The following is a 13,613-nucleotide window of genomic DNA, read 5'->3' on the forward strand; positions in this document are numbered from 1 at the left end:
CCGAGCGGGAGCAAGCTCCCTCGCTACAAGATGTCCGTGAATCAGTAATCGAAAAATACCGTCTCGGCATCCGTGCCCTGCAGGATCACGTTCCACTGGTACACGCCCGACACATCGACCTTGGCGACGAGGGTGCCGCGGCGCTCCTCGGGGACGCAGGCCAGCAGCGGATCAGCTTCGTTGGCGGGTTCGCCGTCGAAATAGATGCGTGTCAGCAGATGCTTGACCAACCCGCGAGCGAACACCAGCACCACAAGGTGCGGCGCTTGGGTCGTATCGCCCAGCCCCGGCACCGTGCCAGGCTTGATGGTGGTAAAGCGGAAGCGCCCTTCGGCATCCACCGGCACCCGGCCAAAGCCGTCGAAGTGTGGGTCCAGGGGTCTGTCCTGGTCGTCTTCCGGGTGCGCGTATTTGCCGGCGGCGTTGGCCTGCCAGACTTCCAGCATCGCGTCGTTGACGAACTGGCCGTTGCCATCGACCACCTGCCCGGTGATCGCCACGCGCTGGCCGAGCGTCTCGGCAACGGTCAGGTCTTCGCGGTTCAGCCACGTCAGGCCGATGTGGTAGTAAGGCCCGACGGTGTGGGACGTAGTGGCGTTGAGCGTCATCTTATTTCTCCATCGGCGTGGCATCGCGGCCGCGCAAGACGATGTCCCAGCGATAACCGAGGGCGTAGTGAGGGACGGTTTTTTCCAGGTCGAAACGGGCGATCAGGCGTTCCTTGGCGCTTGTGTCCGGCACGCAATTGTAGATCGGGTCGTATTCCAGCAACGGATCGCCCGGGAAATACATCTGCGTCACCAGGCGCGTCAGGATGCTCGGCCCGAACAGTGAGAAATGGATATGCGCCGGGCGCCAGGCGTTATGGTGATTACCCCACGGATAGGCGCCGGGCTTGATGGTCTGGAACTGATACCAGCCGTCGGCGTCGGTGACGGTGCGACCGGTGCCGGTGAAATTCGGATCCAGCGGCGCATCGTGGTCGTCACGGTCATGGTTGTAGCGACCGGCGGCGTTGGCCTGCCAGATCTCCACGAGGATGCCCGGCACCGGCTCGCCGTGCTCGTCCAGCACGCGGCCGTGAATGATGATTCGTTCACCCAACGGCTCGCCGGCATGCTGGGCGGTCAGGTCGTGGTCCTTCTCTTGAAGACGGTCAGCGCCGATGGTCGGCCCGGTGATTTCCGACAGCGAGTGAGGCAGGTACACCAGCGGCTTGGACGGCGAGCGCAGGTTGGTGGACTGGTACGGCGGGTGCAGATACTCCGGCTGGGTGCCCGCTTGTGGGCGACGATAACCAGGCTTGTCAGTCATGAAGCATTCCTCGGTTTCTTATTAGTAGAGCGACGCATCAGACGCGTTCGATCGCCAGCGCCAGACCTTGGCCGACGCCGACACACATGGTCGCCAAGCCTTTCTTGCCGCCTGTTTTTTCCAGATGATGCAGCGCTGTCATCACCAACCGTGCGCCGCTCATGCCCAGCGGATGACCCAAGGCGATCGCCCCACCGTTCGGGTTGACTTGCGGCGCATCGTCCGCCAGTCCCAAGTCTCGCAATACCGCCAAACCTTGGCTGGCGAAGGCTTCGTTAAGCTCGATCACATCAAAATCCGCGACGGCCAATCCCAGGCGTTCGGTGAGTTTGCGCACCGCCGGCACCGGACCGATGCCCATCACCCGTGGCGCCACACCGGCGCTGGCCATGCCCAATACTTTGCCGCGGGGCGTCAGGCCATGTTTTTTTACTGCTTCGGCCGACGCCAGGATCAACGCGGCCGCGCCGTCGTTGACACCCGAAGCGTTGCCGGCGGTGACCGTCTTGTCCGGACCGTTGACCGGTTTGAGTTTGCCCAGGGTTTCCAGCGTGGTGTCAGCGCGAGGATGCTCATCCTGCTCGACCACGGTTTCGCCTTTTTTATGGGCGATGCGCACCGGCACGATTTCCTCAGCGAAAAACCCTGCCGCCTGGGCCGCCGCCGCGCGTTGCTGGCTGCGCAAGGCGAAAGCGTCCTGGTCGGCGCGGGACACCGCGTAGTCATCCGCCACGTTATCCGCAGTCTGGGGCATCGCATCCACGCCGTACTGGGCTTTCATCAACGGGTTGATGAAACGCCAGCCGATGGTGGTGTCTTCCAGTTTCATGTTGCGGGAAAACGCCGCGTCGGCCTTGCCCATCACGAACGGCGCCCGGGACATCGATTCCACGCCGCCAGCAATCGCCAGCTCCATCTCGCCACTGGCGATGGCGCGGAACGCGGTGCCGATAGCGTCCATGCCCGAGGCGCAGAGGCGGTTGAGGGTCACGCCGGGAATGCTCTCTGGCAGGCCAGCCAACAGCAGCGCCATGCGTGCGACGTTGCGGTTGTCTTCGCCGGCCTGGTTGGCGCAGCCGAGGAACACCTCGTCCACCGCGCTCCAGTCCACCGAGGGGTTACGCTCCATCAATGCCTTGATCGGCACGGCGGCCAGGTCATCGGCGCGCACGGCGGACAAGCCGCCGCCAAACCGGCCGATGGGGGTTCGAATCGCATCACAGATATAAACGTCGCGCATCAGGCTTCTCCCGGTGCCTGGCCGTGGGCCGCGGCGGTGCGAGCTTCCAGGTCGCGCAGTGCGCGCAGCTCGACTTCGGTCGGCTCGGCGGTGGTGTGCACCTGGTCGGCGAAACGGATCGCCCACCCAGTGGCGGCGATGACTTGCTCGCGGGTCACGCCGGGGTGCAGCGCGGTGACCACGAATTCATGGCTGCCGGCTTCCGGCTCCATGATGCACAAGTCGGTGATGATGCCCACGGGACCTGCACCCGGCAGCCCCAGGCGCTTGCGCGAGTCGCCGCCCTCGCCATGACCGACCGAGGTGATGAAATCCAGCTTGTCGACAAACGAACGCGCCGATTGCTTGAGAATGATCAGCACGCTCTTGGCCGAGCCGGCAATTTCCGGCGCGCCACCAGCACCCGGCAGGCGGACTTTCGGCTGATGGTAGTCGCCCACCACCGTGGTGTTGATGTTGCCGAAACGGTCGACCTGGGCAGCGCCAAGGAAACCGACGTCGATACGCCCGCCCTGCAGCCAATAGCGAAAAATCTCACCGGTCGGGACGACAGTGTCCGCGGTTTCCGCCAGCTCGCCGTCGCCGATGGACAGTGGCAACACGCTGGGCTTGGCGCCGATCGGGCCGGACTCATAGATCAGCACGACGTCCGGTGACGAGGTCAGCCGCGCCAGGTTGGCCGCTTTCGACGGCAGGCCGATGCCGACGAAGCACACGGCATTGTTCTTCAAGCGACGCGCCGCGGCGACGGTCATCATTTCGTTGGTGGTGTAATTCATGCTTTCACCTGCGAAGCTGCGGCCAGCCGGGCCTGGAATTCATTGAAGTCCCGGGTGCCGTGGATGTATTCGTCGATCCATGCGGTAAACGTCTCACGATCCCGCGCGATCGGATCCCACGCCTGGTAGAAACGGTTGTCACGCTCGGTGTAGCCGTGGGCGTAGGACGGATGGGCGCCGCCGGGGACGTGGCACACGGCGCTCAACGCCCAGGTCGGCAGTACGCAGGCGTTCATCGGTGCGTTCAGGTCATCGACGATCTCTTCCACGGTGACGATGCAACGCTTGGCGGCCAAGGCGGCTTCTTTCTGCACGCCGAGAATGCCCCACAGCAGCACGTTGCCCTTGCGGTCGGCTTTCTGGGCGTGAATGACCGTAACGTCCGGGCGCACCGAAGGTACGGCGGCCAAGACTTCACCGGTGAAGGGACAGGTCACGCTCTTGATCAGCGGGTTGACCTTCGGCAGGTCGGAACCGGCGTAGGCTCGCAGCACCGCGAACGGTAGGCCGGAGGCGCCGGCGACGTAGGCATTGGCAAGATCGGCGTGGCTGTGTTCTTCGATCTCCAGCGGGTGCGGCCATTGTTTCTCCACGGCATCGCGCAGGCGGTGCAAGGACCCGACGCCAGGGTTGCCGCCCCAGGAGAAAATCAGCTTGCGAGCACAACCGGCGCCGATCAACTGGTCGTAGATCAGGTCGGGCGTCATCCGTACCAGGGTCAGGTCTTTCTTGCCCTGGCGAATGATTTCATGACCCGCCGCTGTAGGAATCAGGTGCGTGAAGCCTTCGAGCGCGACGGTGTCTGCGTCGTTGACGAATTGCTTCACCGCGTCGTGCAGCGAAAGGATTTCAGCCATGGGGCAGGCTCCCGTTTTCCAGTAGACCGACGTGAAGAAAAAGGCGCGAGGTTCTGCGCCGGAGTGACTGAAGATTAAGCTTCGGGATGACGGCAAAACAATCCGATAATCGACTGAGTGTTCGTTTATCGAACAGATTGTTGTTTGGCTAACGTTTTATGGGACACGGAAGATCCTTGTGGGAGCGAGCTTGCTCGCGATAGCGGTGGATCAGATAAGTATCGGTCACTGATATACCGCTATCGCGAGCAAGCTCGCTCCCACAGTTGCTCTGTATGCTCACAGATAGGTCATGCCATTGACTCAGGTCGCATCCGCATGGCTGACCATGCCCTTGATCACCACCGCCGTGGTCGCCAGGGCCGCAGGAATGACCAACGCTGTCAGGACCTGCTCGAAGTTCCAGCCCAGGCCCAACAACGTCGCGCCCATCCAGGCGCCGAGAATGGCGCCGAACCGGCCGATGCCCAGCATCCACGAAACCCCGGTGGCCCGGCCCTGGGTCGGGTAGAAGCGCGCCGCCAGGGAAGGCATCGCCGATTGCGCGCCGTTGACGCACATGCCGGCCACCAACACCAGGGTGGCAAGCAACGTGATGTTGCCCAGGCTCTGCCCTACCGCGTAGGCAAACAGCCCCGCCATCAGATAGAAAATGCCGATGACCTTGTGCGGATTGAACCGGTCCATCGCCCAACCCACGCCGACCGCGCTCAAGACACCACCAAATTGAAACAACGCACCGATAAACGCGGCCTGCTCCATGCTCGCGCCACTGTCGCGCATCAGGGTCGGTAACCAACTCGTCAAGAGATAGACAATCACCAGTCCCATGAAATACGTCAGCCACAACAACAAGGTGCCAGCGCTGTAAGTGCCAGAGAAAATCACCGCCAGCACGTTGCGGGCCTTCACGGTTTTCTGTTCCGGCACACTGAAGCTGGACGCCTGGGCAATGGTCGGCGGGTCAATCGGCGCTAGGGTCTTGCGCACTTTTTCCGTGCCACGGTTGCGCACCACCAGGTAACGCGCCGACTCGGGCAACCATAGCAACAGCACTACCGCCAGGATCAGTGGCAGGATTCCGCCGATCATCAGCAGGCTGTGCCAGCCGAATGCCGGGATCAACTTGGCCGAAATGAACCCGCCGCCGGCCATGCCGAGGTTGAAGCCACAGAACATGCTCGTCACCAGCAGCGACTTCTTGCGCTCCGGCGTGTACTCGGAGAGCAGCGTCGTGGCGTTCGGCATGCCAGCGCCCAGGCCCAGGCCCGTCAGGAAACGCAGCACCAACAATTGGTCGACATTGGTGCTGTAGGCGGAAGCCAGGCTGAATGCGCCGAACAGGGCGACGGCCCCGACCAGCACGACCTTGCGCCCGAATCGGTCCGCCAGGGGCCCGGACCCCAGCGCACCGAAGACCATGCCGATCAGCGCGGCACTCATCACCGGTCCAAGGCTGGCCCGATCGATGCCCCAATCCTGGGAAAGGGCCGGCGCGATGAAGCCCATGGCCGCCGTGTCGAGGCCGTCGAGGAAAACAATCAGGAAACAGAGAATGACCACGCGCCATTGATAGCGCGAAATCGGTTGAGCGTTGATGAAGGACTGCACATCGAGGCAAGTGCCTACGGAAGTCTGGGGCTGGTTCATTTTATTTTTATTCCACGCAAGGGACGCCAGATGACGCTGCGCGACATTAATGAGACCAGGCAAATACCGTCAATTCATCCCGGCCGACTGTGTGCGTTTATCGAACAACTTAGCTGAACACTTAACTGAACAACTGCGCACTGAGGTCTCGGCTGGCTCCCAGCAGGCCCGGCAGAAAGCGCTGCTCCAACTCGTTGCGGCTAACGCGACCCGCGTGGGTGCTGACATTCAGCGCCGCGACCACCTGGCCCGATGCGTCATACACCGGCACGGCGATCGAGCGCAGGCCTTGCTCCAGTTCCTGGTCGACGATGCACCAGCCTTGTTGCCGAACCTGCTGCAGGCATTCGAGCAACGCCTCGGGTGTATGCAACGTCCGGCTGGTCTTGGCCTGCAAGTCGGCGTGGTCCAGGTAATCGCGCAACGACGCATCGTCCAGGGCCGCCAACAGGATCCTGCCCATCGATGTGCAATACGCTGGCAGACGGCCGCCCACGGACAGATCCACGGAAATCAGCCGTTGGGTGGTGGCCGACCGGGCGATGTAGAGGATGTCGTCACCTTCGAGCGTCGCCATGTTGCAAGCCTCGTGCAGCTGCTCGCTCATGCGGTCCAGGTACGGCTGGGCGGACACGGCCAACGGTGTCGACGACAGATAGGCGTGACCCAGGGTCAGCACCTTGGGCAGCAACGAATAGGTACGTCCGTCGGTGGTGGCGTAGCCGAGCTTGATCAAGGTATGCAGGCAACGCCTGACAGCGGCGCGGGGGATTTCCGTGCGGTGGCTGATCTGGGCGATGGTCAGGTGCCGCTTGCGCTCCTGGAATGCCTGGACCACGGCAAGGCCGCGGGCCAGCGACGTCATGAAATCCGGATCGCCAGTCAACGCCTGGATCCGCTTGGCGGGCGAGGCAACGATCGGCGGCGCGACTGAGGTGAAAGCGTTGCGCAATTGGTCGTTCATGTCGGATCCTCTGCGGAATATCGGCTATTACAACTGGCGGGCCGGCAGTCAGACAAGGACGGATCGCCGAGACCGTTCGATTATCGAACCGACGATCGATTATCGCAATCAAGTGTTTATAAGCCCACGTTCAACCCGATCCCTGCGTCTCTTTCGCAGGCGACCTGAAATGGAACTGATCCGCCCACTCGAAAATGAACTTGTCGCCAACAATGACGTCAGGATATCGACTGTTAGGGAAATATGTCTGTTGACACAACTAGTCCATACAAATATTGATTCACACAAACAACCAGCGGTTTTTATCTTTACCGATAGTGTTCTTCCAACGGACCGTTATAATGCGGTCCAGTGACGGCAAGGCCCATCGACCTGACCGTCCGCAGGCACGACAGCTCATCACTGTTGTGTCGCCTGCCGGTGCCTGAAGCACCCATGGCCGCTTCCCCTGTATCGGCAACAACACGAAGCCCTGATGCTACGTCAGCTGTCAGCTCTGGTGCCGTGGCCGTCTGCATGTTCGCATGCAGTGCGTATCACCAGATTCAATTAAATAATTAGGTAACACTGTGACGAAAGACGAACTGCGCGCGGAACTTGAGCGCCAGGAACAACGTTACAAGGAAGTTTACGGCGGGGAGATCACCACCTACGCCGCGCAACCTGAACCGGAACGCAAACCTTGGCGTAAACGCGCCACCGTCCAGGATCAGGCGTTCAGCCAGGAACTTCAGAAGATGGAAAAGGAACTCAAGGCCGAAGAGAGCTAACGTCCGGGCTTGATGTTTTCTGTGGACGGTATCCGGTCGCCACCCTGGCCGGCCCTCGTCGTCAAGCGCCCGCCAAAAAGCGGGCGTTATTTTCGCCTTCACGGTTGGGAGCGTTCCTGACCTACGTTCTTTCAGATATTTCATCGACATTTTCAGGCCCCTTCCTGCCCCGAGGAGAAGCTTATCCACAGGGCTTTCTGCCTTGTAAACAAAGGGTTGCAGCTTCCCAGCAAAATCGGGCCACGAACGGTTTCCTCCCGATTATTTCGTAGAAGAATGTGACCGATGAGCAGGCAGTGCATCGATTACCGAGGTTTTCTGGCATAATCGCGCCCCCTTATTCCCGGGTCAGAAAACCTTCATGATCGATTTATTCAGCGGACTGGATGCTTGGGTGCTTGTGAGCCTCTTGCTCGCCCTGGCTTTTGTCCTCGCCTTCGAGTTCATCAACGGCTTTCATGACACCGCTAACGCGGTTGCCACTGTTATCTACACCAAAGCCATGCCGCCTCACCTGGCGGTGTTCTTTTCCGGTGTGTTCAATTTCCTCGGCGTGCTGCTGGGCGGCGTGGGGGTGGCGTATGCCATCGTTCACTTGCTGCCCGTGGAGCTGCTGATCAATGTGAACACCGGACACGGGCTGGCCATGGTGTTCTCGCTGCTTGCAGCGGCCATCACCTGGAACCTGGGCACCTGGTACTTCGGTATTCCAGCGTCCAGCTCCCACACGCTGATCGGTTCGATCCTCGGCGTGGGCCTGGCCAACGCGCTGATCAACGATATCCCGTTGGCGGACGGGGTGAACTGGCAGAAGGCGATCGATATCGGCGCCTCCCTGGTGTTCTCGCCCATGGCCGGCTTCCTGATTGCCGCCCTGGTGTTGATTGGCCTGAAAGCGTGGCGTCCGCTGTCGAAGATGCACAAGACGCCGGAGCAGCGTCGCAAGATCGACGACAAGAAACACCCGCCGTTCTGGAATCGCCTGGTCCTGGTGATCTCGGCCATGGCCGTCAGCTTTGTCCACGGTTCCAACGATGGCCAAAAAGGTATCGGCCTGATCATGCTGGTGCTGATCGGTATCGTGCCGGCGCAGTTCGTACTCGACCTGACCAGCACCACCTACCAGATCGAGCGCACTCGTGACGCGACCCTGCACCTGAGCCAGTTCTACACGCGCAACAGCGACTCCCTCGGTGAGTTCCTGGCGCTGGGCAAAAGCGTCGAAGGTGATCTGCCGGAGAAATTCCGTTGCAACCCGCAACAGACCGAACCGACCATCAACGCCCTGCTCGATACCCTCAAAGGCGTGGCGGACTACCACTCGCTACCGTCGGAAAGACGCATCGAGGTTCGGCGCTACCTGCTTTGCCTGGACGACACGGCGAAGAAGGTCGGCAAGTTGCCAGGCCTGGCAGCCCGTGAGAAAGACGACCTGAACAAGCTGCGCAAGGACCTGACGGCCACCACCGAGTACGCCCCGTTCTGGGTGATCCTGGCGGTCGCCCTGGCGCTCGGCCTGGGCACCATGGTCGGCTGGAAACGCGTGGTACTGACCATCGGCGAGAAGATCGGCAAGCAAGGCATGACCTACGCCCAGGGCATGTCGGCACAGATCACCACCGCCTGCATGATTGGCGCGGCGAACGTCTTCAGCCTCCCGGTTTCCACCACGCACGTGCTGTCCTCCGGCGTGGCGGGCACCATGGTCGCCAACAAGAGCGGCCTGCAAGGTGGCACCGTGCGCAACATCCTCCTGGCCTGGGTGTTGACCCTGCCAGCGACCGTCGCCCTGTCGGCCGGGCTGTTCTGGCTGGCGTCCAAGGCCCTGGGTAGCTGATTCCAGCGGCCCACAAAAAAGGTGCGTTCCTTGCGGTTCGCACCTTTTTTTACGGATGAATTTCTGTGGGAGCGAGCCTGCTCGCTCCCACAGAGGTTTGGCATGGAACAGGAAATCTGCGCAAAAAAAAGGGCGACCGAAGTCGCCCAAAATGCCTTGCGTGCTCGTTGTCGCTGGAAAGACCTACGGCTTTTTGCGCTTGTGAGCGTCTTTCCAGATGAATAATCCGAAACCTGCGAAAAACACGAACATGAGGCCAACCGTCAGTACACCGGCAAACACCACATTATCGATAAACATGACTGGCCTCCTGGTCTTGTCCCTGTTGCGATGGGTTCAAGTTAACCAATCAGGCCTGGATGAAAATTGACCGGCGTCAATAACGCCCGCAACGGGGCGCGAAGAGGGGCAAATAACTGATCTGCATCAATGGATCGAGGGGGTGTCAGCGCTTTTTCGGTTTGTTTTTCGGCTTTTTCTTCGCCTTGCCCAAAGGCATCGCCTGTTCGAATGCCTGGCGAACTTCATTGAGGCGCTTTTCGTTGAGGTCATGAACGCGCTTGGCGCGTTCAGCACTGAAGTCGATCAGTTTGTCGTCTTGGCTCATGGCGTACGGCATCGTGCAGTGAATGGCGATGCGCCCATGATGCGGGCTGTCGGCCATATTGGCAAAGCCCGGATCAGATCTGGATATCGACCCACAGGCCCTGGCGCGATTCACCCTCCACCAGCGGGACAACCGGGACGGTGTTATCGGCGTTCAGTTCCGTGCCGGGGACCGCCAGGTGCTCCTCGGGATCCTCATCCGCTTCACGGCGGCGCCGGTTGCGCTCCTGCTGGCGCTGCTGTTCCTCGCGCAATAGCAGCGCGGCCTCTTCCGGATCGCGGTTCTGCAGGTCGATGGTGCTTTCGTTGGAGCTCTGTTGCACCGGGACCACGGGCGGTATGTCCGGTCGCTGGCGAACCGGATCCTGTTGAGCGGTGATGGGTACGGCGCTCAAAGGGAGCATGGGTGGCAACATAAAGGTCTCCTGTCTTCAGGTTGTCGGCCAAGGGAGGTGCGGCTTGAACCGCTGGTCCGAAACTTGTGACCTGGTTGGCATTACGCCCCGGCAGGACACAAGCTTGTTTGATCACCGAGCCCGCTTAAGTTCCCTTGGATCACTTGATGGACAAGTCGCCGCGAAGGCTGCATGCGTGCGTAAATCCTTTGGTCTGACGGAGCATTCCGTTAAGATAGCCGGCTTTTTCAAGGCGGGAGTCAGGCAGCATGGCGCAGCAGTATCAACCGGGGCAACGCTGGATCAGTGACAGCGAAGCCGAGCTGGGTTTAGGCACCGTTCTGGCACAGGACGGCCGCTTGTTGACCGTGCTCTATCCGGCCACTGGCGACACTCGCCAGTACGCGCTACGGAATGCGCCCCTCACTCGCGTGCGGTTTTCGCCGGGTGACGTGATCACTCACTTCGAAGGCTGGAAAATGACCGTGCGCGAAGTCGATGACGTCGACGGGCTGCTGGTCTATCACGGCCTCAACGCACAGAACGAAGTCGTCACGCTGCCGGAAACCCAACTGTCGAACTTCATCCAGTTCCGCCTGGCCAGCGACCGCCTGTTCGCCGGCCAGATCGATCCCCTGGCGTGGTTCTCCCTGCGCTACCACACGCTGGAACACACCAGCCGCCAATTGCAGTCCCCGCTATGGGGCCTGGGTGGCGTCCGTGCCCAGCCGATTGCCCATCAATTGCACATCGCCCGCGAAGTGGCCGACCGCATCGCGCCACGCGTGTTGCTGGCGGACGAAGTGGGCCTGGGCAAGACCATCGAAGCCGGCCTGATCATTCACCGGCAACTGCTCTCCGGCCGTGCCAACCGCATCCTGATCCTGGTGCCGGAGAACCTCCAGCACCAATGGCTGGTGGAAATGCGCCGGCGCTTCAATCTGCAGGTGGCGCTGTTCGACGAAGAGCGTTTCATCGAAAGTGATGCCAGCAACCCGTTCGAAGACACCCAACTGGCGCTGGTGGCACTGGAATGGCTGGTAGAAGACGAGAAGGCCCAGGACGCACTGTTTGCCGCGGGTTGGGATCTGATGGTCGTCGACGAAGCCCACCACCTGGTGTGGCATGAAGATCACGTCAGCCCGCAATATGCGCTGGTGGAGCAGCTGGCCGAAACCATCCCCGGCGTGTTGTTGCTGACCGCGACCCCGGAACAACTCGGCCAGGACAGTCACTTCGCCCGCCTACGCCTGCTGGACCCGAATCGTTTCCATGACCTGCAGGCCTTCCGCGCCGAGAGCGAAAACTATCGCCCGGTGGCCGAAGCCGTCCAGGAGCTGCTGGACAAAGGTCGCCTGTCGCCCGAGGCCCACAAGACTATCCAGGGTTTCCTGGGTAACGAAGGCGAAGCACTGCTGACCGCCGTCAACGACGGCGACATCGAAGCCAGCGCCCGCCTGGTTCGCGAGCTGCTGGACCGCCACGGCACCGGCCGCGTGCTGTTCCGCAATACCCGCGCCGCCGTACAAGGCTTCCCCGAGCGCAAGCTGCACGCCTATCCACTGCCGTGCCCGGACGAATACCTCGAACTGCCGTTGGGCGATCACGCCGAGCTGTACCCGGAAGTCAGCTTCCAGGCCCAGCCGGACGCCAGCGAAGAAGAGCGCTGGTGGAAATTCGACCCGCGCGTCGAGTGGTTGATCGACCAGTTGAAAATGCTCAAGCGCACCAAGGTCCTGGTGATCTGCGCCCACGCGGAAACCGCCATGGACCTGGAGGACGCCCTGCGCGTGCGCTCCGGCATTCCGGCCACGGTTTTCCACGAAGGCATGAATATCCTTGAGCGTGACCGCGCCGCCGCCTACTTCGCCGATGAAGAGTTCGGCGCGCAAGTGCTGATCTGTTCGGAGATCGGCAGCGAAGGCCGCAACTTCCAATTCGCTCACCACTTGGTCCTGTTCGACCTGCCGTCGCACCCGGACCTGTTGGAGCAGCGGATCGGCCGTCTGGATCGGATCGGCCAGAAACACACCATCGAGCTGCACGTGCCCTTCCTGGAAACCAGCCCGCAGGCGCGGCTGTTCCAGTGGTATCACGAAGCGCTGAATGCATTTCTCAACACCTGCCCGACCGGCAACGCCTTGCAGCATCAGTTCGGCCCGCGCCTGCTGCCGTTGCTGGAAGAAGCCGACGATGGCGACTGGCAAGCGCTGATCGACGAGGCTCGCGCCGAGCGTGAGCGCCTGGAAGCCGAGCTGCACACCGGTCGCGACCGCCTGCTGGAGCTCAATTCCGGCGGCGCAGGCGAAGGTGACGCGCTGGTCGAAGCGATTCTCGAACAGGACGACCAGTTCGCCCTGCCGATCTACATGGAGACCCTGTTCGACGCCTTCGGCATCGACAGTGAGGACCACTCCGACAACGCGCTGATCCTCAAGCCGAGCGAAAAAATGCTCGACGCCAGTTTCCCGCTGGGCGACGACGAAGGCGTGACCATCACCTATGACCGCAACCAGGCGCTGTCTCGCGAAGACATGCAGTTCATCACCTGGGAGCACCCGATGGTGCAAGGCGGCATGGACCTGGTGCTGTCCGGCTCCATGGGCAACACGGCAGTGGCGCTGATCAAGAACAAGGCACTCAAGCCCGGCACCGTGTTGCTGGAACTGCTCTACGTCAGCGAAGTGGTTGCCCCGCGCTCGCTGCAACTGGGCCGCTACCTGCCACCGGCGGCCTTGCGCTGCCTGTTGGACACGAATGGCAACGACCTGGCGGCCCGGGTCTCGTTCGAGACCTTGAACGACCAGCTCGAAAGCGTGCCTCGCGCCAGTGCCAACAAGTTCATCCAGGCCCAGCGTGACCAACTCGCGCCACGGATCAATGCCGGCGAAGAGAAGATCACCCCGCGTCACGCCGAACGCGTGGCCGAGGCCCAACGTCGCCTGGCGGCTGATACCGAGGAAGAACTGGCACGTTTGACGGCCCTGCAAGCGGTGAACCCTACCGTGCGGGATAGCGAGCTGGAGGCGTTGCGCGAGCAACGTGAGCAGGGGTTGGCGATGCTGGAGAAGGCGGCGTTGCGGTTGGAAGCGATTCGGGTGTTGGTGGCAGGGTGATTTTCGGCTGGGTTATGGGTGTATATCCGTTTCTCCGGCCTTAAAGCTGACCTGGTTCTGTTTTCACCTGTGGGAGCGGGCTTGC

At 61.5% G+C, this 13,613-nt stretch carries 13 protein-coding genes; 3 read left to right on the forward strand and 10 right to left on the reverse strand.

The window, feature by feature from the left end; genetic code table 11:
* Window positions 1–41: 41 nt before the first annotated feature.
* The 7 genes from pcaG to pcaR all read right to left on the reverse strand — a co-directional run bounded on the left by pcaG (window position 42) and on the right by pcaR (window position 6,804).
* Window positions 42–608 (reverse strand): protocatechuate 3,4-dioxygenase subunit alpha, encoded by a 567-nt coding sequence (gene pcaG / locus OC610_RS10315; RefSeq protein ID WP_264427704.1) that lies wholly within the window; start codon window positions 606–608, stop codon window positions 42–44.
* Between the two features lies 1 nt (window position 609).
* Window positions 610–1,314, reverse strand: coding sequence for a protocatechuate 3,4-dioxygenase subunit beta (gene pcaH, locus OC610_RS10320; RefSeq protein WP_264427705.1), 705 nt, complete (start codon window positions 1,312–1,314; stop codon window positions 610–612).
* Window positions 1,315–1,351: 37 nt separating this feature from the next.
* The gene (gene pcaF, locus OC610_RS10325) at window positions 1,352–2,557 is read right to left on the reverse strand and encodes a 3-oxoadipyl-CoA thiolase (RefSeq protein ID WP_264427710.1); all 1,206 of its coding nucleotides are present in this window, start codon (window positions 2,555–2,557) and stop codon (window positions 1,352–1,354) included.
* On the reverse strand, window positions 2,554–3,333 hold the full coding sequence (locus tag OC610_RS10330) for a CoA-transferase subunit beta (RefSeq protein WP_258648152.1): 780 nt from the start codon (window positions 3,331–3,333) through the stop codon (window positions 2,554–2,556). The genes pcaF and OC610_RS10330 overlap by 4 nt, the downstream gene beginning before the upstream one ends.
* On the reverse strand, window positions 3,330–4,190 hold the full coding sequence (locus tag OC610_RS10335) for a CoA transferase subunit A (RefSeq protein ID WP_264427706.1): 861 nt from the start codon (window positions 4,188–4,190) through the stop codon (window positions 3,330–3,332). The genes OC610_RS10330 and OC610_RS10335 overlap by 4 nt, the downstream gene beginning before the upstream one ends.
* 303 nt (window positions 4,191–4,493) lie before the next feature.
* Window positions 4,494–5,840 (reverse strand): MFS transporter, encoded by a 1,347-nt coding sequence (locus OC610_RS10340; protein ID WP_264427707.1) that lies wholly within the window; start codon window positions 5,838–5,840, stop codon window positions 4,494–4,496.
* Between the two features lie 121 nt (window positions 5,841–5,961).
* On the reverse strand, window positions 5,962–6,804 hold the full coding sequence (gene pcaR / locus OC610_RS10345) for a pca regulon transcriptional regulator PcaR (RefSeq protein WP_030142301.1): 843 nt from the start codon (window positions 6,802–6,804) through the stop codon (window positions 5,962–5,964).
* A 569-nt stretch (window positions 6,805–7,373) separates the two neighbouring features.
* On the opposite strand from pcaR, the gene OC610_RS10350 reads away from it, so the two are divergent.
* On the forward strand, window positions 7,374–7,574 hold the full coding sequence (locus tag OC610_RS10350) for a hypothetical protein (RefSeq protein WP_030142302.1): 201 nt from the start codon (window positions 7,374–7,376) through the stop codon (window positions 7,572–7,574).
* Between the two features lie 361 nt (window positions 7,575–7,935).
* Window positions 7,936–9,411: an inorganic phosphate transporter gene (locus OC610_RS10355; RefSeq protein ID WP_264427708.1), complete on the forward strand. Its 1,476-nt coding sequence runs from the start codon at window positions 7,936–7,938 to the stop codon at window positions 9,409–9,411.
* 183 nt (window positions 9,412–9,594) lie between these two features.
* Here the strand turns inward: OC610_RS10355 and ccoM are convergent, their stop codons facing one another.
* The 3 genes from ccoM to OC610_RS10365 form a co-directional block, all read right to left on the reverse strand.
* Entirely contained in the window at window positions 9,595–9,711 is a 117-nt protein-coding gene (gene ccoM, locus OC610_RS29625) for a cytochrome c oxidase subunit CcoM (protein ID WP_030139315.1), read from the reverse strand.
* A 145-nt stretch (window positions 9,712–9,856) separates the two neighbouring features.
* Window positions 9,857–10,075: a hypothetical protein gene (locus OC610_RS10360; RefSeq protein WP_033864460.1), complete on the reverse strand. Its 219-nt coding sequence runs from the start codon at window positions 10,073–10,075 to the stop codon at window positions 9,857–9,859.
* Window positions 10,076–10,091: 16 nt separating this feature from the next.
* On the reverse strand, window positions 10,092–10,433 hold the full coding sequence (locus OC610_RS10365; RefSeq protein WP_030139316.1) for a hypothetical protein: 342 nt from the start codon (window positions 10,431–10,433) through the stop codon (window positions 10,092–10,094).
* Window positions 10,434–10,681: 248 nt separating this feature from the next.
* Between OC610_RS10365 and rapA the strand changes: the two genes are divergently transcribed.
* Window positions 10,682–13,528: an RNA polymerase-associated protein RapA gene (gene rapA, locus OC610_RS10370; RefSeq protein ID WP_264427709.1), complete on the forward strand. Its 2,847-nt coding sequence runs from the start codon at window positions 10,682–10,684 to the stop codon at window positions 13,526–13,528.
* Window positions 13,529–13,613 lie beyond the last annotated feature (85 nt).

This window comes from Pseudomonas agronomica (genome assembly GCF_025917275.1).
Taxonomy (GTDB): domain Bacteria; phylum Pseudomonadota; class Gammaproteobacteria; order Pseudomonadales; family Pseudomonadaceae; genus Aquipseudomonas; species Aquipseudomonas agronomica.